Origin of the sequence: Cupriavidus numazuensis (genome assembly GCF_905397435.1) — a bacterium.
GTDB lineage: Bacteria > Pseudomonadota > Gammaproteobacteria > Burkholderiales > Burkholderiaceae > Cupriavidus > Cupriavidus numazuensis.
Map to the genome: position 1 here is coordinate 308,878 of NZ_CAJPVI010000002.1, position 17,800 is coordinate 326,677.

Sequence of the window (17,800 nt, forward strand, 5' to 3'; positions counted from 1 at the left end):
TGGCGATGCGCTCAGGGCTTGGCCGCGACCGCGGCGGATGCGCCGGCGGCAGCCGCGGGCGGGGTGCCTGCGCCGCTGTCTGCCTGGGCGACGCGGACTTTCGCGCCGGGCTTGACGAACTGCAGGCCTTCGACGATCACACGGTCGCCGGCCTTGAGGCCGTCCGCCACCAGCCATTTGTCGCCGATCACGCGGTCGGTGCGGATCTGGCGCAGTTCGACCTCGTCCTTCGCATTGACCACCAGCGCCGTGGCCTGACCCTTGAGGTCGCGTGTGACGCCTTGCTGGGGCACCAGCAGGCCGTCGGCCTTCACGCCTTCACGCAGGCGCGCGTGGACGAACATGCCGGGCAGCAGCTCGTGGCGCGGGTTGGGGAACACCGCGCGCAGCGTGACCGAGCCGGTGCCCTGGTCCACAGCAACCTCCGAAAATTCCAGACGGCCGGTTTCCGGATACTTCGTGCCGTCTTCGAGCACCAGGTTGACCTGTGCCGCATTGGTGCCGGCGCTCTGCAGTGCGCCGTTGGCGAGTTCGCGCCGCAGCCGGAGCAGCGATGCGGAAGGCTGCGTCACATCGACGTAGATCGGATCGAGCTGCTGCACCACGGCGAGCGCCGCGGCCTGCCCGTTGGTAACCAGCGCGCCTTCGGTCACGCTGGAACGGCCGATGCGCCCCGAAATCGGCGCCAGCACCTTGGTATAGCGCAGGTTGATCTCGGCCCGGTCCAGCGTCGCCTGTGCCTGCTGCCACGCGGCCTTGGCTTCGTCATACTGCTGCTTGCTGACCGCTTCGTCGCCAACCAGGCGCCCGTAGCGCTGCGCCAGCAGCCGCGAGGACTCCATCGTTGCCTTGGCGCTCTTGTAGGTCGCATCGTAGGTAGACGGGTCGATCTGGTAGAGCTGCTGGCCCTGCGTCACGTCGCTGCCTTCCTTGAACAGCCGCCGCAGGATGATGCCGTCCACCTGGGGCCGGACTTCGGCTATGCGGTAGGCGGTGGTGCGGCCGGGGAGCGAGGAATCCAGCGTCACCGCTTCGGTCTTCAGCGTGACCACGCTGACCTGGGGCGGGGGCGGGGCGGCGGCTTCTTTCTTGCCGCCGCATCCGGCAAGCGTGGACAGGGCGATGGCCAGCGTAACCGGACCCCAGACGCGGCAGCCGCGTGATCGTTGCATTGCGAATTCCTGCGAAAAAATCAAGCGAATCAAGATGTTCGGCGGCCAATCACGATTGACGGGGCCGGAGCCGGATATGTGAGGCGAAGCAAGGGCCATGCCCGCACCTGGTGCCGGTGCAGGTTTGCCCGGCGTAGCCGGGAAGTCTATCTCGACTTGCCAAAACGTTCCGGTCGATTATCGGCTTTGAATATTTCAGAATCTTTCATGGTGATTTGCCAGCGGATTCGCAGGCCTGAAAGTCATCGTAGCCGCGCGTTTCCGGCAAGCGTTGTCCGGCGGCTGTCGCAGTCGGTGTGGCAAGATCGGGTCCCAATCGCCCGTGCGAGGCGGCAAACGACGAGCCATCGACAGAGACAAGGAGCAAGACCATGAATGCAACAGCAAGTCCGCTTGCCGGTGATCCTCGCCTCGGCGCGTGTGCCTATCTGCTTCACATGCTCCTGCAGCGTGCGGAACAGCGCCAGCCGGGGCTGCTGGATGAGCTGATCGGAGGCGTGACAGCCGACCGCGATGCCGTCCGCGCGCAAGCGGCGGCGCCGGCCGGCGTAGAGGCGGTATTTGCGGAAACGCTGCGCATGCTTGAGGTTGCCAGCGCCCAGCTCAAGAATGCGGGCCAGGCGGGCTGATTTTGCGTCCGTCAGGCGTACACCGGCGGCGTTCGTCCGACGCCTGGCTTTCGCGCCACCGAGATCACCCATCCGGGGGTGTCCGCGCAGACGGCAACCTGTGAAAATCCACCGTGAGAGACCTGACTCAGGTCCTCAAGCCCTTCTGCCCGTCCCCGCGCGGGCTTTTTCTTTTCCGGAGCCGTCCCGCCGGTCTCCCAAGTGTCCGCTTATGCCTTTCTCCGGGCACGGGCGGCCCTGGCAAGGCACTTCCCAACTGTGCTCTTGAACTGTGCTCCTGTCTGTACGCACCGCAGGACGCGCGCCGAACCTACTCTGGCGCTACAGGATCTGGCCGAACCGATCGACGGTATTCCGGCCAGCCGAAGCCCCCAGCCAGACAGGACACCCGCCGCCATGAGTTCGCCGACCCCCGAGAAAGGCCACATTGCCCCCTACACCCATCCCGCCGCCGGCTGGGGTGCGCTGAAGTACGTTGCCATCAACCTCGTCAAGGAGAAGGTCGCCGGTGGTAAGTACAAGATGCTGTTCAAGCAGAACCAGGCCGATGGCTTCGACTGCCCAGGGTGTGCATGGCCCGACCGGCAGCACGCCTCGACCTTCGAGTTCTGCGAGAACGGCGTCAAGGCTGTCGCCGCGGAAGCGACCAGCATGCGCGTCACGCCCGAGTTCTTCGCGCAGCATACGGTGACGTCGCTGCTCCAGCAGACGGACTACGAGCTGGAACAGCACGGCCGCCTCACGCACCCGATGGTGTACGACGCGCAGACCGACAAGTACCGCGCCATTGCGTGGGACGAAGCATTTGCACTGATCGGCCGCCACCTGCGCGCATTGCCGGACCCGAACCAGGCGGCGTTCTATACCTCGGGCCGCGCCAGCAATGAGGCGGCGTTCCTGTATCAGCTGTTCGTGCGCGCCTACGGCACCAACAATTTCCCGGACTGCTCCAACATGTGCCACGAGGCCACCAGCCGTGGCCTGCCCAAGACCATTGGCGTGGGCAAGGCGACGGTGGTGCTCGATGACTTCGAGCATGCCGATACCATCCTGCTGTTCGGCCACAACGCTGCCACCAACCACCCGCGCATGCTCGGCGATCTGCGCGAGTGCGCACGGCGCGGTGCGACCATCGTGTCGATCAATCCGCTGCGCGAACGCGGCCTGGAGCGCTTCACCAGCCCGCAGCATCCGGTCGAGATGCTGACCGGCTCCAGCACGAAGATCGCGTCGATGTTCGTGCAGCCCAAGCTCGGCGGGGATTTCGCGCTGATCAAGGGCATGGCCAAGCGGCTGGTCGAACTCGACGACGAGGCCATCCGGCACGGCCAGGCACGCCTGATCGACGTGGACTTCGTGCGCGAGCACACCATCGGCTTCGGTGCCTTCGTCGAGGACCTGCGTGCGGAGAGCTGGGCCGATATCGTGGCGGAGTCGGGCGTCCCGTTGCCGGACATCGATGCGCTGGCCCGTGTCTATGCGCGCGGCCAGCGCGTGATCGCGTGCTGGGGCATGGGCCTGACGCAACACAAGCATTCGGTGCCGACCGTGCAGATCCTGTCGAACCTGATGATGATGCGCGGCAACATCGGCCGCGCCGGGGCGGGCCTGCTGCCCGTGCGCGGGCATTCGAACGTGCAGGGCGACCGCACGGTCGGCATCGAGGAAAAGCCAGAAGATGCGTTCCTGGATCGCCTGAAGACTGCCTTCGGCTTTGAGCCGCCGCGCGAGCATGGCTATGACGTGGTCGAAACCATCGAGGCGATGCTGGAGGGCAAGGTCAAGGTCTTCATCGGCCTGGGCGGCAACTTCTCGACGGCTACGCCCGATACGCCGCGTACGCACGAAGGCCTGCGCCAGTGTGCGCTGACCGTGAACATCGCCACCAAGCTCAACCGCAGCCACCTGATTCACGGCAAGGCATCGCTGATCCTGCCGACACTGGGCCGCACCGAGATCGACGAACAAGACGGCGTCGCGCAGGGCGTGACGGTCGAGGATTCGGTCTGCATGGTGCATATCTCGTTCGGCATGAACAAGCCGGCGTCGCCGCATCTGCTGTCCGAGACCGCCATCGTTGCGCGCATGGCCGCGGCGACGCTGGGCTCGGAGAAAATCGACTGGCTCTGGTACGTGCAGGACTATGCGCGCATCCGCGATGCGATCGAGATGGTGATCGACGGCTTCGAAAACTACAACGAACGCGTTGCCGTGCCGGGTGGCTTCCACCTGACGCCCCCCGCGTGCAACCGCGAGTGGCACACGCCGTCTGGCAAGGCGCAGTTCCTCGTCCATGCGATCGACAAGGACACCCCGATTCACCGCGCGCGTGAACAGTACGGCGACAAGCTGCTGGTGCTGATGACCACGCGCTCGCACGACCAGTACAACACGACGATCTATGGCCTCGACGATCGCTACCGCGGCGTGTTCGGGCTGCGCCGCGTGGTGTTCATCAGCGCGGGCGACCTGGCGCGGCTGGGACTCGCGGCCGGACAGCGTGTCGATATCACGAGCGTCTGGGACGACGGCGTGCAGCGGCGGGTCGAGGACTTCGAACTGGTCCAGTACGACATTCCCGAAGGATGCGTCGGGGCGTACTACCCCGAGACCAATCCGCTGGTGCCGCTCGAAAGCATCGGCGATGGCTGCGGCACGCCAACGTCGAAGTCGGTGCCCGTGCTGCTGACGCCGTCGCGTGTCCAGGCTGCCGCTACCTGACGCAGGCGCATCGCTTCCCACAATGTCCCGTGCGCCGGCCAGGCGCCGGCGCGCTATCGATCCTTGCGAGACCATCATGGATTGCACTGAACTCGTCGAACACCACGGCTATGCCGCACGCAGCATCGTGCGTCACAAGGATGGCGCGGTGAAGCCTGCCATGGACCACGTGGCGGAGGAGCTTCCCGTGTCCCTCGTGTACAACGGCATCTCGCATGCCGTGATGATGGCCACGCCGCTGGATCTCGAAGCGTTTGCCGTGGGCTTCTCGCTGACCGAAGGCATCGTCAGCCACAACGCGCAGATCCATGACATCGATGTACGGCTCCACGCGCACAGTGCCGAAGTGCACCTCCAGATCAGCGAACAGGCCTTCGCCGCGATGAAGGCGCGCAAGCGCGCGCTCGCCGGCCGCACGGGCTGTGGCGTCTGCGGCATCGAGAGCCTGGAACTGCTCGACCTCGAGCCCGCGCCGATGCGGATGCCGGCAAAGCGGTTGCAGCCGACGCCGGAAATGATCGGCCGCGTGGCGGCCGCGCTGCCTTCGCACCAGCGGCTGATGCGTGAAACCGGCGGCGTCCACGCGGCGGCGTGGTGCAATGCGCAAGGGGAAATCCTGCACGTCTTCGAGGATGTCGGCCGGCATAACGGCCTGGACAAGCTGATCGGCCATCTGGCGATGCAACGCGTGGACATGGACGACGGCTTCGTCTTCCTGTCGAGCCGCGCCAGCTATGAACTGGTGCGCAAGGCTGCACGCATGAACATCCAGATGCTGGCAACCATTTCCGCGCCGACGTCGCTGGCCATCCGGATTGCGGCGCAGGCCGGCCTGCGCCTGCTCAGCTTTTGCCGGAAGGATGGTTATGTCGAATATACCGGTGCAGCATGCGATGGCACCTTCAATCCACCGGCCGAAGGTGTTCTCGAAGGAGAGGCAGCATGCTGAGCTTCGATGAGGCACAGGCAATCTTCGCCAACGCGGCAGAGCCGGTGCGCGAGACAGAAACCGTATGGCTGGGGCTGGCAACCGGCCGCGTGCTGGCCGGCGACCTTGTCGCCGTGACCGACACGCCGTCGGCCGACCGCAGCGCGATGGATGGCTATGCGGTGCGTTGCGAGGACTGGCAGGGTGGCGCATGCCTGCCTGTGCAGCAGGTGGTGTACGCCGGCACGCGGCCGCAGGCGCTGCGTCCCGGCCATGCCATCCGCATTTACACGGGCGCCGTGATCCCTGTCGGGGCCGATGCCGTGGTCGCACAGGAAGACGCCGAGGAGAACTTTCGCGGCGTGACCTGTACCCGAACGCCGCTCACTGGCCAGCATATCCGCCGACAGGGCGAGGATGTCCGCCGTGGCGAGCTGTTGCTGCCAGCCGGTACGCTGATCGAAGCTGGTCATATTGCCGCGCTGGCATCGCAGGGGCTTGTCCATGTGCCGGTCTGCCGGCTGGTCGAGATTGCCATCCTGACGTCTGGCGACGAGGTAGCGGCCAACGACGAACCGCGCGACGTATACCAGGTGCATGACGTTAACGGGCCGATGCTCGAATCGCTCGTGCAGTCCATGGGTGCCGTCGTGCGCTGCCACCGCCATGTGCGCGACGATGAGCGCGTGCTGCACCATACCCTGCGCGAGCTGGCCGGCCATGCCGACCTCGTGCTCGTGACCGGGGGCGCGTCGGTCGGCCAGCGCGATCTGGTGGCAGCGGCGCTGGCCTCGGCCGGCGGCGAGCTGCTTTGCCGCGGCGTCAACATGCGGCCCGGCAAGCCGGTCACGATCGGACGCCTGCGCGGCAAGCCCGTGGTCTGCCTGCCGGGCAATCCTGCAGCCGCCTATACCACCTTTGCGCTGCTGGTGACGCCGCTGCTGCGCCGGCTGCAAGGCCGGACCCGGCTGTTCCCGCCGGTGAGCCGGGTTCGCGCGGCACTGGCCGGGGCACGCGTGCCGCCGTGCGATGCGTTCTGGCGTGTGGGAGAGGTTGGCTACCCCGGTGACCCCGGCAGCCAGGAAGGCCTGGTTCACGTCGCAGCGCAACAGGGTGCGGCCGCCGTGTCGGCGCTCGGGCACGCCAGCGGCTTTGTGCGGGTAGGTCCGCAGAATGCCGGCCAGCTCCACCATGTGTCGTTGCCGTACTATGATCTACATCGTTGGCTTGGCTGAAGACTGCCCGCGGAAAGAGACCCGGCGCCCAGGTGCCCGGGAAGGCGCAACCGGAAGGACCGGCGAAGGGAGCGCGGCGTGAAACTCTATGAAAAACTGGCTGCCGACATCGAAGCGCTGGTGAAGCAAGGCGTGCTGCTGCCCGGCGAGCGGATTCCGTCCGTGCGCCAGGCCAGCCAGCACCACCGCATGAGCATTACCACCGTGATCCGGGCCTATGTGCTGCTGGAGAGCCGCGGCATCATCGAAAGCCGGCCGCAATCCGGCTACTTCGTGCGTGCGCGCCCGGGCGAGCCTACGGTCGAGTTGCGGCCTTCGCGGCCCAGCGCCAAGCCTTCCGCGGTCGACGTCAGCGCGCTGGTGCTGTCCACGCTGCGCTCGATCCGCTCGGACGACGCCGTGCCGCTGGGCTCGCCGTATCCCGATGCATCGCTGTTCCCGTGGCAGCGCATCAATCAGTACGCGAACAACATTGCGCGGCGCTATGCCAAGTGGACCATGCTGGACGACCTGCCGCCGGGCAGTCCCGAACTGATCCGGCAGATTTCGCGGCGCTATCTGGAAAACGGATACGCGATCAACCCGAATGAGCTGATCGTCACCATTGGCGCGACCGAGGCCATCAACCTCTGCCTGCAGGCCGTGGCAAAGCCCGGCGACACGATCGCAGTGGAGTCCCCGACTTTCTACGCGATGCTGCACGCGATCGAGCGGCTGGGCATGCGCGCCATCGAAGTGGCCACCGATCCGGTCGAGGGCATCGACATTGACGAGCTGGCGCGGCTGATCGACGAGAAGAACGTCGCCGCCTGCATGGTCATGCCCAATTTCCAGAATCCACTCGGCTTCCAGATGCCCGACGAGAAGAAGCGCGCGCTGGTGGAAATGCTCACGAGCAAGGACATCCCTGTCATCGAGAACGACGTCTATGGGGAGCTCTACTATGGCGAGGCCCATCCGAGTTCGCTCAAGGCGTTCGACACCGCCGGCATCGTGCTGCACTGCTCGTCGTTTTCCAAGACGCTGACCAACGCCTACCGCATCGGCTGGGCGTTGCCGGGCCGCTACCGCGGCGCCGTCGAGCGGCTCAAGTTCCTGAATACGCTGACTACGCCAGCCATCCCGCAACTGGCGATCGCCGAGTTCCTGAAGAACGATGGCTATGACTTCCACCTGCGGCGCGTGCGCAAGGCCTATGCGCAGCAGGCCAGCATCATGGCGGCTGCGGTGCGCAGGTTTTTCCCGGAGGGCACGACCACGTCGCGGCCGGCCGGTGGCTATGTCCTGTGGGTGCAGCTTCCTGAAGGTATCGATGCCATGGAGATGTACCACGCGGCGCTGGAACACCGTATTACCGTGGCGCCGGGGCATATGTTTGCACCCGGCGCGACCTACGACAACTGCATCCGGCTGAACTACAGCGCCGAATGGTCGCCAGGTATCGAATCGGCTGTCCAGACGCTGGGCAAGGTTGCCACGCACCTGCTTGCCAAGCGGCCGAGCGGGCGAGGAGAGTAAGCACGATGTCTGATCCCGCCAACGAACAGAACGGCGACAGCTTCGATCCCGCCATTGTGGAAGTCCTGCTGGTCCTGCAACAGGCCGGCATCGAGAACAGCGCCACGCCGTGGTCGCTGCCCAAGATCGCCAAGCGCGCACAGTTGCCAATGAGCGTACTGCGCCGGGTGCTCACGCAATTACAGTCGGCCGGCCTGGCCGATGTCAGCGTCGAAGAGGATGGCCGCGGGCACGCCAGCCTGACACAGGAAGGCGCGGCGCTTGCCGCGCAGCTGTTTTCCGATCCTGCCTGAATCCCGTTCAGTTTTCTGCAAGCGGCACCTGCTCCGCAGGGCATTGCCGCTTGCTTTCAGTCATGCGCGCTTCTTACCCGGATCGTGGCCGTCTGGCCGGCGACCAGATGCATGCCGGGCGGCACCTCGTCGAGCGCAACGCGGACCGGGATGCGTTGGGCAAGGCGCACCCAGTTGAACGTCGGGTTGACGGTCGGCAACAGGTTCGGCCCGCTGCTGCGGTCCTGGTCGTCGATGCCCGGGGCGATGCTGACGACATGCCCGCGCAGCGCCGTGCTCTGGCCCATGATGCGTACGTCGGCCGCGGCGCCGACGCGGATCGCGGGCAGTTTGGTTTCCTCGAAATAGCCTTCGACGTACTGCGACCCGCTGGCGACCACCGAGAGCGCGGGCCGGCCACGATTCACGAAGTCGCCAGTGCGGGGCAGATGGTCCGCGACGTGGCCGTCGACCGGGCTGGCCACGCGGCAGCGCGCCAGGTCGAGGCTGGCCGCTTCCACTGCCGCGTCTGCCTGGTCGAGGCGCGCCTGTGCGGTGGCCATGTCGGCTTTGCCGGCGCGCGCCAACGCTGCGCGTGCGGCGTTGGCCGCACCCTGCGCCTGTTTCAGGGCCACGCGAAAGCGCGCTTCGTCGACCACGAACAGGACCTGGCCGCGCTTCACGCGCGCATTGTCGGCAACAAGGACTTGCGCGACGAGCCCCGATACGTCGGGCGCAACCTGTACCACCTCCGCACGGACCCGGCCGTCTCGCGTCCACGGTGCGCCGGTGTAGTACTGCCACAGATGCCACGCCGTCAGCGCCGCCGCACCCACGGCGATCAGCGTGACAGCGACGGGGACCAGCAGGGAAAGCTTTCGATTCATGATGGGACCTCCCAGACGAGCGCGACCAGTGCGCCCAGTACGAGGATGTAGAGCGAAAAATTGAACAGCGACCGGTGCCACACGAAGCGGTAGAAGCCGAGGCGGTCGAGCACGGCGCGCACGCCGGCCGTGACGGCGAACGCGGCCAGCATCCAGGCCAGGGTGGCGGGGACGAATACGCCGTACACGTTGAAATCAGTGGCGTGCATGCGCACCTCCATCGATCGGGGGTTGGGGTGGATACAGTGCGAGGCGCAGGCTGGCGAGTGCCGCCAGTGCGGCGCGCGGGTAATTGCCTGACGGCGCGGCGAGCGTGGTCCAGGCCGCGTCGATCGTGACGGCCAGCGCCAGCGGCGGCGCAAGTTCGTGGCCGGCTCGCGAACAATCGCGGTAATGGCGAGCCACGCCCGCCAGCGCGCGTTCGACGGCGCGGCGGCGCGGCGCTGGCAGATCGGCGCAGATGCGCCGGAGACCGAGCGCCGCCGATTCCACGAGGAATGTCCCGACGCCACCGCCAATGCGATGCCGGCCTGCCACGGCCGGCCACTGCCGCAGCAGGCGGTCGAGCATGCGGCCGCGCAGCCGCGCAGTGTTGACCGGTGCACGCGGATGCGCCACCAGCGCAATCTCGCTCCAGTTGGCCCGGGCCAGTCGGTATGCCACGAGCTGTCGGCCGAACGGCTGCATCAGCGCGGCCCACAGCGCGGAGAAGCACAGTGCCGCCAGGCTCGCGAGGCTGCTGTTGAAAATGTCGGCAAAGCGTGCGGCGGTCAGTTGCGGCGTGCTGGCGAACGACGCCGCCGTGACTGCCAGCAGCACGCCGAACAAGGCATAGCGCGACTGCGTCGTAAGTGCGCCGATGAAGAGATAGGGCCAGAACAGCAACAGCGCGAGCGCGCTGAAGTCATGGGCCAGCACCAGCACCACGAACTGGTAGTACCAGGCCAGCAGCGCGCAGGCGATGCTCCACACCACCACGCGCCCGGCCATCAGCCGCGGCTGCTCGGCGATTGCGATGAAGCAGCTTGCCAGCGCCGCCAGCCCGACCGGGCCCGCGCCGTCCACCCAGCCCGACGCCATCCACAGCAGGCCGGCGACAAGCGTCGCCATGCCGGCGGTGGCGGCACGGAACAGCAGTTGGGCGTGGTCGTGGTGCCGTGCCTGTCCGGCGGGCTCGACCCGATAGCGAAGCACTGCGGGCTCGCCGGCGCCTTGCCGCAGGCTCGCTTGCAGCACACGGCAGTCCTGCCACAGGTCGGCCAGTTCGTCGAGATATTCGCCAGCGGCCGCAACCAGCCGCGCGTGCCAGTCCGCATTGGCGGCCGGCATCGAGCCGGCCGTGCGGCATGCATTCAGCGGGCGGTTGGCATCGGCCCTGCCGGCAATCCATGCCACGGTGGCGCGCAGGCGCTGCGCCACCACGTCGGGCAGCCCTTCCGGGGCGCGGCGCAGCGCGGCGACGGCGTCAGCCAGCGCGATCACCCGTGGCAACAGTGCGGCCATGCGCTGGTGCAGCGCGCGTGCGCGCCGCAGCGCCGGGCCGCTGTCGCTCTCGTAGGCCAGTTGGGCAAGCTGCGCTTCCATGGCGACGATATCGGCGGCAAGCACGCTAAAGCTGTCGTGACGCCGCGCCGGGCTGGCGCCCGTGCCGAGCATGTCCTCGATCCAGCGCGATGCATGCGAAAGCCAGCCTGCCGCGCGCGAGGCCAGCGCCGGCCGGGTCCGCACAGGAAACACCACGGCACTGACCACGCTGGCGCAGACGATGCCGATCACGATTTCCTCGATGCGGGTCAGCGCGACGGCAAAGACGCTGCCCGGAGCGGTCACCGTCGGCAGGGCCACGATCGGCAGCGTATAGGCAGCCAGCAGGCAGATGTAGTTGCGCGGCGCGGGCTCCAGCAGCGACAGGTAGAGCAGGGTGCCGGTCCAGCACGCAATGGCGGCCATGAGCAGCACGGGCTCGCCGATCAGCAGCGGCACCAGTGCCACGGCGCACAGCGCGCCGAGCAGCGTGCCGGCGACGCGGTAGGTGCCTTTGGCGTATGTGGCGCCGGCCAGCGGGCTGGAGACCAGGTACACCGTTGCGAACGCCCAGTAGGGGCGCGGCAGGCTCAGCGCCAGTGCCGCGTACAACGCGAGCATGGCCGCGCCGAACACCTTGAGCGAATGGACCCACGGCGCAAGATCCGGCCGCGCGGCCCAGGTTGCGGGCAGCGCGCCGGCCGCGTGGCTGGCGGGCTGCTTGTCGCCGGAGGAGGTGCCAACGGATGCCATGCCTGCCACTCAGGTCGAAAGGCCGGCCGCGCGCATCAGCAGCCGCATCAGGCAGGCAAAGACAAACAATGTGCCGACACTTGCCGCCCACAGCGCCAGCAGCCAGCCGAGACGGCTTGCCAGCGTCGATTTCGAGATCGTTGCCATCAGTGGTACCCCTCGCCGCGGCGGACCTTGCCACGGAACACGTAGTAGGACCAGGACGTGTACGCCAGGATGATCGGCACGATGAACAGCGTGCCGACCAGCGCAAAGCCCTGGCTCTGCGGCGGCGAAGAGGCGGCCCAGATCGAGATCGACGGCGGGATGATATTCGGCCAGACGCTGATCGCCAGCCCGGTATAGCCCATGAACACCATCAGCAGCGCGTACAGGAACGGCGCGGCATTCGGGTGCTTGTGCAGGGAGCGCTGGATGCCCACCGCTGCGCCGAACACCAGCAGCGGTACCGGCAGGAAGAAGAACAGGTTGGGCAGCGCGAACCAGCGTCCGGCGATGGCGGGGTGCGTGAGCGGCGTCCAGATGCTGACCGCGGCGATCATCGCCACCATCACACCGGTGAGCACATTGGTCACGCGCAGCATGGTCCATTGCAGCCGGCCCTCCGTCTTCATGATGAGCCACGTGACACCGAGGAACGCGTACGTGATGACCACCCCCACGCCGGTGAAGAGCGGGAACGGTGCCAGCCAGTCGAGCGCGCCGCCGGTGTAGGTGGTGCCCTGCATGGCGATGCCATCAATATAGGCGCCCAGCGTCACACCCTGGAAGAATGCGGCGACGACCGAGCCCCACGTGAAGGCGGCGTCCCAGTAAGGGCGGCTGCGGTTGCTGGCCTTGAAGCGAAACTCGAACGCCACGCCGCGGAAGATCAGGCCCAGCAGCATCAGCATGAGCGGCAGGTAGAACGCGCTGAGCAGCACCGAATAGGCGAGCGGGAACGCGCCGAGGAGCGCCGCGCCGCCAAGCACGAGCCAGGTCTCGTTGCCGTCCCAGACGGGGGCGACGGTGTTCATCATCACGTCGCGGTCATGGCGGTCGCCGACGAAGGGAAAGAGGATGCCGATGCCCAGGTCGAATCCGTCCATGATGACGTACATCATCACGCCGAAGAAGATCAGGCAGGCCCAGATGGCGGGGAGGTCGATACCCATGTTGATCACCTGTTCAGGAGTTGCGGTGGCCGTGAGGAGCCGTGGCGGTGCGAGCGGAAGCCGCTGCGCTGACGGCGGCCGGGACGGCGCCGACAGTGCCGGGGCCATAGGGTTGCGGGTTGGCGTGCGCGTGGGGGTCGGCAACGGGACCGGCGCTTGCCAGCTTCAGCATGTAGCGGATGCCCACGCCGAAGACGACGAAATAGACGATGACGAACAGCGCGAGCGTCAGCGCTACCGGACCTGCGGCGTGCGCGGACACAGCGTCGTGGGTGCGCATCAGGCCGTAGACCACCCACGGCTGGCGTCCGATCTCGGTGGTCATCCAGCCGGCCAGCAGGGCGATCAGGCCTGCCGGGCCCATCGCCACGGCAAAACGCAGGAACGCGCGGGACCGGTACACGGCGCCGTTGCGGCGCAGCAGCCAGCCAAGCAGGCCATACAGGATCATCAGCACGCCAAGTCCGACCATGGTGCGGAACGTGAAGAACAGCACGGTCGCATTGGGTCGGTCGGCCTTGGGAAAGTCCTTCAGGCCGCGGATCTGGCCGTCGAGGCTGTGCGTGAGGATCACGCTGCCCAGGCGCGGGATTTCGATTGCGTAGCGCGTCTCTTCGCGCTCCATGTCGGGAATGCCGAAGACGATCAGCGGGAAGCCGTTCTTGTCGTCTTTCGCGGCGGTGTTCCAGTGGCCTTCCAGCGCGGCGATCTTGGCGGGCTGGTACTCGAGCGTATTGAGGCCATGCGCATCACCGACGACCGCCTGCAAGGGCGCGGTGATGAGCACCATCCACAGCGCAAGCGACAGCATCTTCTTCGCGGCGGGCACCGCGCGGCCGTGCAGCAACTGCCACGCTGACGCCGCCGCCACGAACAATGCCGTGGACAGCAACGCGGCAATCACCATATGCGCAAGGCGGTACGGGAACGACGGGTTGAAGATCACGGCGAGCCAGTCAATCGGCACGACCTTGCCGGCCACGATGGCGTAGCCCGCGGGAGTGTGCATCCAGCTGTTGGAGGCCAGGATCCATGTCGACGAGATCATGGTGCCGAGCGCGACCATCACTGTCGAGAAGAAGTGCAGCCCCGGGCCGACGCGGTTCCAGCCGAACAGCATCACCCCAAGGAAGCCGGCTTCCAGGAAGAAGGCGGTCAGCACTTCGTAGGTCAGCAGCGGGCCGGTAATGCCACCCGCGAATTGCGAGAAGAACGACCAGTTGGTGCCGAACTCATAGGCCATGACCAGCCCGGACACGACGCCCATGCCGAAATTCAGGGCGAAGATCTTGACCCAGAACTGGTACAGCGTGCGGTAGACCGTGTCTTTGGTCAGCAGCCAGCGCGCTTCCAGAAAGCCGAGGAAACAGGCCAGGCCAATGGTGATCGCGGGAAATAGGATGTGAAATGAAACCGTGAATCCAAACTGGATCCGGGCGAGTTCCAGCGCTGTAAGTCCATGCATCGATGTGCTCTCCGTGGGGTTGCCGCCGGCGTGATGGCGGGGCGCGCGACATTACGGAGAAGGGTAGGGAATACAGCTTGTGGGGGAGGGGTACAGTTTCCGGGGATGTGCGCAAGCTCAGTTGTGATGGAGTTCGCGCGGGTTGCTCCCCTCTCCCGTGGCGGGAGAGGGGGTGAGGGCGGGAGCGTCAACGAAGTGATCGCCGGCCCCCCCCTCACGACTCAGTGCTGCAGCGCCTGAACGATGCCGCCGACGTTGTTCAGCATATTGCTCACGGTCTTGATGTCGACGTCGGTGCGGGTCGAAGCATCCACTTGCGTGACCGGAGCCACGATGGTGTTCGGGCTGAAGAACGACACGCCGCCGCCGCCCACGATGGCGTTGGTGCCGGAGTTCACGAAGATGCTGCCGCCGCGCACGGCGCCCATCTTGGCGCTGTCGAGGTCTTGTTCGAGCGGGAGGTTCTGGATGGTCAAGGACATGATGGTCTCCTGGGTAGGCTGGATGAACGAGATATGGGCTTGGTGGGAAATCAGTGCTGCAAGCCGCGCACGATGCCGCCGACGTTGTTGAGCAGGTTGCTGATGCTCGAGAGGTCGATGTTCACGCGGCTCGAGGCGTCGACCTGGGTGACCGGGGCGACGATGATGTTGGGGCTGGCAAAGGACACGCCGGCACCGCCCAGGATCGCGTTGATCGCGTTGTTCATGAACAGGCTGCCACCACGGACGGCGCCCATCCTGGCGTGATCGAGGTCTTGTTCGACGGGCAGGTTCTGGATGGTCAGGGACATGATGGACTCCTTGGGTGTCTGGTCTGGCTTTGGTTCAGGCGTTGCGCTTGCAGGTATATACGCATGAGGTGTGCCAGTCCTTGTGTCGGAGGCTGGAAGTTGCATCAAGTATTTGAAAATAAAGAAGAAATTCGATTTATGCCGCTGCCCGTCGACATATCCGAGCTAGGGCATGTTGGAGGGCGGCAGACACATTCCAGAGGAAATAGTTGGCACTCGGCAGACATGCGCGCACCGCCGAGCCTGTGAGGCTCACGCAACCCGACTACGTGCGTCCAATGTTCGTTGAGGGATTTAAAATCGAGCATTAACATGTGAATGCACTATTTTAAGATCATCCGAAGTTTGCTGGATGTCGTGTACACTGCCGGGCATTGTTCGTTAAATCGAGCAATAACAGCATTGCGAGTGATTTCTCACACATGAAAGTCTCCCAGTCCTCCGTCCTCACCCCAGAGCTGGCTCAGCAAGCGGTCCACGTCGGACGGTTGCTGGCTCGGCTACGTCAGGCTCGTCACATCAAGCAAGCCGACGCGGCTGTGCGCGCGGGACTTTCTCGCAACACGGCCTATCGGATCGAGAAGGGAGATCCCGGCCTCGCCTTCGGCCAGCTGCTTCGCTACCTCGACGCGATCTCTCCAGGCGCAACCTTCGCGAGCCTTCTGGCGGAGACAGATCCGGCGCTGAAGGCGCTGCAGTCGCGCGAAGCCACCAGACGCGTCCGGGATTTGTCCGCCTCGGAGCTTCAGAGCCTCGATTTCTGACGACTTACGCTGATGGCAAAAGACCAGCAACTAATGACCTTTGCCCAGCTGGGAGAAGCCTGGGCGCCGTGCGGCCAGCTGACTATGACGGAGGAGGGATCCGCACTGCTGGCTTCCAGCTTTGCCTATGGGCTTCGATATCTGGATCGCCCGGATGCGATCGAAGTGGATCCCGTGAGTCTCGGCATCCACGGCGAGCCGGTGAAGGGCCGCCGGTTGCTGCCTGTGAACGCGCTGACGGGCTTCGGTGGCATACGCGATGCGGCGCCCGATTCGTGGGGGCGCCGGGTGATTGAGGCCAAGCTCAAGGTGCCCGCAAACAGCCTGCCGGAGTCGCAGTACCTGCTGCACGCGGGCAGCGATCGTGTGGGGGCACTGGATGTTCGATCGGGCATCAACACGCCCCCTACGAGCCCGGTCGGCAATATCCACGCGATCGAGTATCTGATGGAGGCGGCAGAGCGTATCGAACAGGGCCTGCCTGTCCCGGCCAACCTGGAGCTAATCTTCGTGCAGGGTACAGCGCTGGGTGGCGCTCGGCCGAAGGCCACCATCCGGGATGACGCCGGCCACTTGGTCCTGGCCAAGTTCTCCAGCAAGACCGACGCCTTCGACGTTCCCCTCATCGAGGCGGCGTCGTTGCTGCTGGCCAAGGAAGCCGGGCTGAACGTCCCCGCGGTGGAGGCCCGGTTGCTCGGCGGTCGCCGCCTCATGATGATCCGCCGGTTTGACCGGTACTGGCTCGACCGTGGGGTCATGCCGCAGGCGGATACGGATCTCTTGCTGGCGCCGTCCGCAGCCCGAACCGAGCGCCGCATGGCATTCGTCAGCGGCCTGACCCTGCTTGGTTGCGACGAGACGGAATCGCGCACAAAGGCCTACGCGGATTTGGCCGCGGCGATCCGCAGGTACTGCCATACGGCAGTTGTTCGCGCCGACAACGAAGAGCTGTTCAAGCGCATGGTGTTCAACATCTTCGTGACCAACGACGACGATCACTTGCGCAATCATGGGTTCATCTGGGATCCGAGACTGCCGGGGTGGAGGCTGAGTCCGCTCTATGACGTGCTGCCAAGGCCTTCGCACGCAACCGAGCGCCTGTTGCATCTCGGAATCGGGCCTCAGGGGCGCAGCGCAACGATCGACAACGCACTGGCCGGCTGCCCGCGGTTCTCGATCAGCGCGGCGCGTGCAGCAGAGTTGATCGCGAGCATTTGGGCTGTCGTCCGGGAGTGGCGGGTGTTCTTCGAGCAATGCGGCGTCGGTGCGCCGGACTGCAAGAAGATCGCACCGGCATTCCGGCATTTGGAAGACATCAGTAGCGCCGAGACACGTCGCCAATTGCCGTGATGTTTTGCGGTTGGGCGGAACCGCGACGGGTTCCGCCGCCCCGGAAGGACTTAGTGCTGTAGCGCCTGAACAATGCCACCGACGTTGTTGATGGTGTTCGTCATGGTCTTCAGGTCGACGTTGGTGCGGGTCGAAGCGTCGACCTGCGTGACGGGGGCGAAGATCGTGTTGGGGCTGGCGAACGACACGCCGCTGCCGCCCACGATGGCGTTGGTGCCGGAATTCACGAAGACGCTGCCGCCGCGCACGGCGCCCATCTTGGCGTGGTCAAGGTCTTGTTCGAGGGCGAGGTTCTGGATGGTGAGGGACATGATGATCTCCTGAGTAGGCTGAGTGAGCTGAAAGCGCTGGATTAGTGCTGCAGGGCTGCAACCACGCCGCCCAGGTTGTTGATCGTGTTCTGCACGGTCTTGATGTCGACATCGGTGCGGGTCGAAGCATCGACCTGCGTGACCGGAGCGAAGATCGTGTTGGGGCTGGCGAACGACACGCCGCTGCCGCCGACGATGGCGTTGGTGCCGGAGTTCACGAAGATGCTGCCGCCGCGTACGGCGCCCATCTTGGCGTGGTCAAGGTCTTGTTCGAGCGGGAGGTTCTGGATGGTCAAGGACATGATGGTCTCCTGGGTAGGCTGG

Annotated in this window: 19 protein-coding genes; 8 read left to right on the forward strand and 11 right to left on the reverse strand. The window is 65.8% G+C overall.

Annotated elements, in window-relative coordinates:
* Nucleotides 1–11: 11 nt before the first annotated feature.
* Nucleotides 12–1,172 carry an efflux RND transporter periplasmic adaptor subunit gene (locus KHO41_RS03540; RefSeq protein ID WP_211951919.1) on the reverse strand — a complete coding sequence of 387 codons (1,161 nt, stop codon included), beginning with the start codon at nucleotides 1,170–1,172 and terminating at the stop codon, nucleotides 12–14.
* 371 nt (nucleotides 1,173–1,543) lie between these two features.
* On the opposite strand from KHO41_RS03540, the gene KHO41_RS03545 reads away from it, so the two are divergent.
* From KHO41_RS03545 to KHO41_RS03570, 6 genes are all read left to right on the forward strand, one after another.
* Nucleotides 1,544–1,801, forward strand: a complete 258-nt coding sequence (locus tag KHO41_RS03545) for a hypothetical protein (protein ID WP_211951920.1) — start codon at nucleotides 1,544–1,546, stop codon at nucleotides 1,799–1,801.
* Between the two features lie 396 nt (nucleotides 1,802–2,197).
* Nucleotides 2,198–4,522, forward strand: coding sequence for an FdhF/YdeP family oxidoreductase (locus KHO41_RS03550; RefSeq protein WP_211951921.1), 2,325 nt, complete (start codon nucleotides 2,198–2,200; stop codon nucleotides 4,520–4,522).
* A gap of 76 nt (nucleotides 4,523–4,598) precedes the next feature.
* Nucleotides 4,599–5,471: a formate dehydrogenase accessory sulfurtransferase FdhD gene (gene fdhD, locus KHO41_RS03555; RefSeq protein WP_211951922.1), complete on the forward strand. Its 873-nt coding sequence runs from the start codon at nucleotides 4,599–4,601 to the stop codon at nucleotides 5,469–5,471.
* Nucleotides 5,465–6,685, forward strand: coding sequence for a molybdopterin molybdotransferase MoeA (locus KHO41_RS03560; RefSeq protein WP_211951923.1), 1,221 nt, complete (start codon nucleotides 5,465–5,467; stop codon nucleotides 6,683–6,685). Before fdhD ends, KHO41_RS03560 begins: the two co-directional genes overlap by 7 nt.
* Before the next feature lie 78 nt (nucleotides 6,686–6,763).
* The gene (locus KHO41_RS03565; protein WP_211951924.1) at nucleotides 6,764–8,203 is read left to right on the forward strand and encodes an aminotransferase-like domain-containing protein; all 1,440 of its coding nucleotides are present in this window, start codon (nucleotides 6,764–6,766) and stop codon (nucleotides 8,201–8,203) included.
* 5 nt (nucleotides 8,204–8,208) lie between these two features.
* A complete protein-coding gene (locus KHO41_RS03570; RefSeq protein WP_211951925.1) occupies nucleotides 8,209–8,496 on the forward strand; it encodes a helix-turn-helix domain-containing protein in 288 nt (95 codons plus the stop codon).
* A gap of 56 nt (nucleotides 8,497–8,552) precedes the next feature.
* On the opposite strand, the gene KHO41_RS03575 is transcribed toward KHO41_RS03570, so the two are convergent.
* The 8 genes from KHO41_RS03575 to KHO41_RS03610 all read right to left on the reverse strand — a co-directional run bounded on the left by KHO41_RS03575 (nucleotide 8,553) and on the right by KHO41_RS03610 (nucleotide 15,051).
* The gene (locus KHO41_RS03575; RefSeq protein WP_211951926.1) at nucleotides 8,553–9,362 is read right to left on the reverse strand and encodes an HlyD family efflux transporter periplasmic adaptor subunit; all 810 of its coding nucleotides are present in this window, start codon (nucleotides 9,360–9,362) and stop codon (nucleotides 8,553–8,555) included.
* Nucleotides 9,359–9,571, reverse strand: a complete 213-nt coding sequence (locus tag KHO41_RS03580) for a DUF1656 domain-containing protein (protein WP_211951927.1) — start codon at nucleotides 9,569–9,571, stop codon at nucleotides 9,359–9,361. The genes KHO41_RS03575 and KHO41_RS03580 overlap by 4 nt, the downstream gene beginning before the upstream one ends.
* Nucleotides 9,558–11,639, reverse strand: coding sequence for an FUSC family protein (locus KHO41_RS03585; RefSeq protein ID WP_211951928.1), 2,082 nt, complete (start codon nucleotides 11,637–11,639; stop codon nucleotides 9,558–9,560). Before KHO41_RS03585 ends, KHO41_RS03580 begins: the two co-directional genes overlap by 14 nt.
* Before the next feature lie 9 nt (nucleotides 11,640–11,648).
* The gene (locus tag KHO41_RS03590; RefSeq protein ID WP_211951929.1) at nucleotides 11,649–11,786 is read right to left on the reverse strand and encodes a DUF2474 domain-containing protein; all 138 of its coding nucleotides are present in this window, start codon (nucleotides 11,784–11,786) and stop codon (nucleotides 11,649–11,651) included.
* Nucleotides 11,786–12,793, reverse strand: a complete 1,008-nt coding sequence (cydB, locus tag KHO41_RS03595) for a cytochrome d ubiquinol oxidase subunit II (protein WP_211951930.1) — start codon at nucleotides 12,791–12,793, stop codon at nucleotides 11,786–11,788. The genes KHO41_RS03590 and cydB overlap by 1 nt, the downstream gene beginning before the upstream one ends.
* A gap of 13 nt (nucleotides 12,794–12,806) precedes the next feature.
* Entirely contained in the window at nucleotides 12,807–14,258 is a 1,452-nt protein-coding gene (locus KHO41_RS03600; RefSeq protein ID WP_211951931.1) for a cytochrome ubiquinol oxidase subunit I, read from the reverse strand.
* 221 nt (nucleotides 14,259–14,479) lie between these two features.
* Nucleotides 14,480–14,740, reverse strand: coding sequence for a hypothetical protein (locus tag KHO41_RS03605; RefSeq protein ID WP_211951932.1), 261 nt, complete (start codon nucleotides 14,738–14,740; stop codon nucleotides 14,480–14,482).
* A gap of 50 nt (nucleotides 14,741–14,790) precedes the next feature.
* Complete coding sequence (locus KHO41_RS03610) at nucleotides 14,791–15,051, reverse strand: hypothetical protein (RefSeq protein WP_011300225.1); 261 nt, start codon at nucleotides 15,049–15,051, stop codon at nucleotides 14,791–14,793.
* A gap of 422 nt (nucleotides 15,052–15,473) precedes the next feature.
* On the opposite strand from KHO41_RS03610, the gene KHO41_RS03615 reads away from it, so the two are divergent.
* The gene (locus KHO41_RS03615; RefSeq protein ID WP_211951933.1) at nucleotides 15,474–15,815 is read left to right on the forward strand and encodes a helix-turn-helix domain-containing protein; all 342 of its coding nucleotides are present in this window, start codon (nucleotides 15,474–15,476) and stop codon (nucleotides 15,813–15,815) included.
* 12 nt (nucleotides 15,816–15,827) lie between these two features.
* Nucleotides 15,828–17,165, forward strand: coding sequence for a type II toxin-antitoxin system HipA family toxin (locus KHO41_RS03620; RefSeq protein WP_211951934.1), 1,338 nt, complete (start codon nucleotides 15,828–15,830; stop codon nucleotides 17,163–17,165).
* Between the two features lie 50 nt (nucleotides 17,166–17,215).
* Here the strand turns inward: KHO41_RS03620 and KHO41_RS03625 are convergent, their stop codons facing one another.
* Together KHO41_RS03625 and KHO41_RS03630 are read right to left on the reverse strand one after the other, a co-directional pair.
* Nucleotides 17,216–17,476, reverse strand: coding sequence for a hypothetical protein (locus KHO41_RS03625; RefSeq protein WP_011300226.1), 261 nt, complete (start codon nucleotides 17,474–17,476; stop codon nucleotides 17,216–17,218).
* 41 nt (nucleotides 17,477–17,517) lie between these two features.
* A complete protein-coding gene (locus KHO41_RS03630) occupies nucleotides 17,518–17,778 on the reverse strand; it encodes a hypothetical protein (RefSeq protein WP_211951935.1) in 261 nt (86 codons plus the stop codon).
* Nucleotides 17,779–17,800 lie beyond the last annotated feature (22 nt).

What these genes read in the sequence shown, in the direction of transcription:
- KHO41_RS03560 (WP_211951923.1), top strand. Translation starts at nt 5,465, where the DNA reads ATGCTGAGCTTCGATGAGGCACAGGCAATCTTCGCCAACGCGGCAGAG.
- KHO41_RS03615 (WP_211951933.1), top strand. Translation starts at nt 15,474, where the DNA reads ATGAAAGTCTCCCAGTCCTCCGTCCTCACCCCAGAGCTGGCTCAGCAA.
- KHO41_RS03575 (WP_211951926.1), bottom strand. Translation starts at nt 9,362, where the DNA reads ATGAATCGAAAGCTTTCCCTGCTGGTCCCCGTCGCTGTCACGCTGATC.
- KHO41_RS03580 (WP_211951927.1), bottom strand. Translation starts at nt 9,571, where the DNA reads ATGCACGCCACTGATTTCAACGTGTACGGCGTATTCGTCCCCGCCACC.
- fdhD (WP_211951922.1), top strand. Translation starts at nt 4,599, where the DNA reads ATGGATTGCACTGAACTCGTCGAACACCACGGCTATGCCGCACGCAGC.
- KHO41_RS03600 (WP_211951931.1), bottom strand. Translation starts at nt 14,258, where the DNA reads ATGCATGGACTTACAGCGCTGGAACTCGCCCGGATCCAGTTTGGATTC.
- KHO41_RS03630 (WP_211951935.1), bottom strand. Translation starts at nt 17,778, where the DNA reads ATGTCCTTGACCATCCAGAACCTCCCGCTCGAACAAGACCTTGACCAC.
- KHO41_RS03605 (WP_211951932.1), bottom strand. Translation starts at nt 14,740, where the DNA reads ATGTCCTTGACCATCCAGAACCTCCCGCTCGAACAAGACCTCGACAGC.
- KHO41_RS03545 (WP_211951920.1), top strand. Translation starts at nt 1,544, where the DNA reads ATGAATGCAACAGCAAGTCCGCTTGCCGGTGATCCTCGCCTCGGCGCG.
- KHO41_RS03610 (WP_011300225.1), bottom strand. Translation starts at nt 15,051, where the DNA reads ATGTCCCTGACCATCCAGAACCTGCCCGTCGAACAAGACCTCGATCAC.
- KHO41_RS03540 (WP_211951919.1), bottom strand. Translation starts at nt 1,172, where the DNA reads ATGCAACGATCACGCGGCTGCCGCGTCTGGGGTCCGGTTACGCTGGCC.
- KHO41_RS03620 (WP_211951934.1), top strand. Translation starts at nt 15,828, where the DNA reads ATGGCAAAAGACCAGCAACTAATGACCTTTGCCCAGCTGGGAGAAGCC.
- KHO41_RS03570 (WP_211951925.1), top strand. Translation starts at nt 8,209, where the DNA reads ATGTCTGATCCCGCCAACGAACAGAACGGCGACAGCTTCGATCCCGCC.
- KHO41_RS03590 (WP_211951929.1), bottom strand. Translation starts at nt 11,786, where the DNA reads ATGGCAACGATCTCGAAATCGACGCTGGCAAGCCGTCTCGGCTGGCTG.
- cydB (WP_211951930.1), bottom strand. Translation starts at nt 12,793, where the DNA reads ATGGGTATCGACCTCCCCGCCATCTGGGCCTGCCTGATCTTCTTCGGC.
- KHO41_RS03550 (WP_211951921.1), top strand. Translation starts at nt 2,198, where the DNA reads ATGAGTTCGCCGACCCCCGAGAAAGGCCACATTGCCCCCTACACCCAT.
- KHO41_RS03585 (WP_211951928.1), bottom strand. Translation starts at nt 11,639, where the DNA reads ATGGCATCCGTTGGCACCTCCTCCGGCGACAAGCAGCCCGCCAGCCAC.
- KHO41_RS03625 (WP_011300226.1), bottom strand. Translation starts at nt 17,476, where the DNA reads ATGTCCCTCACCATCCAGAACCTCGCCCTCGAACAAGACCTTGACCAC.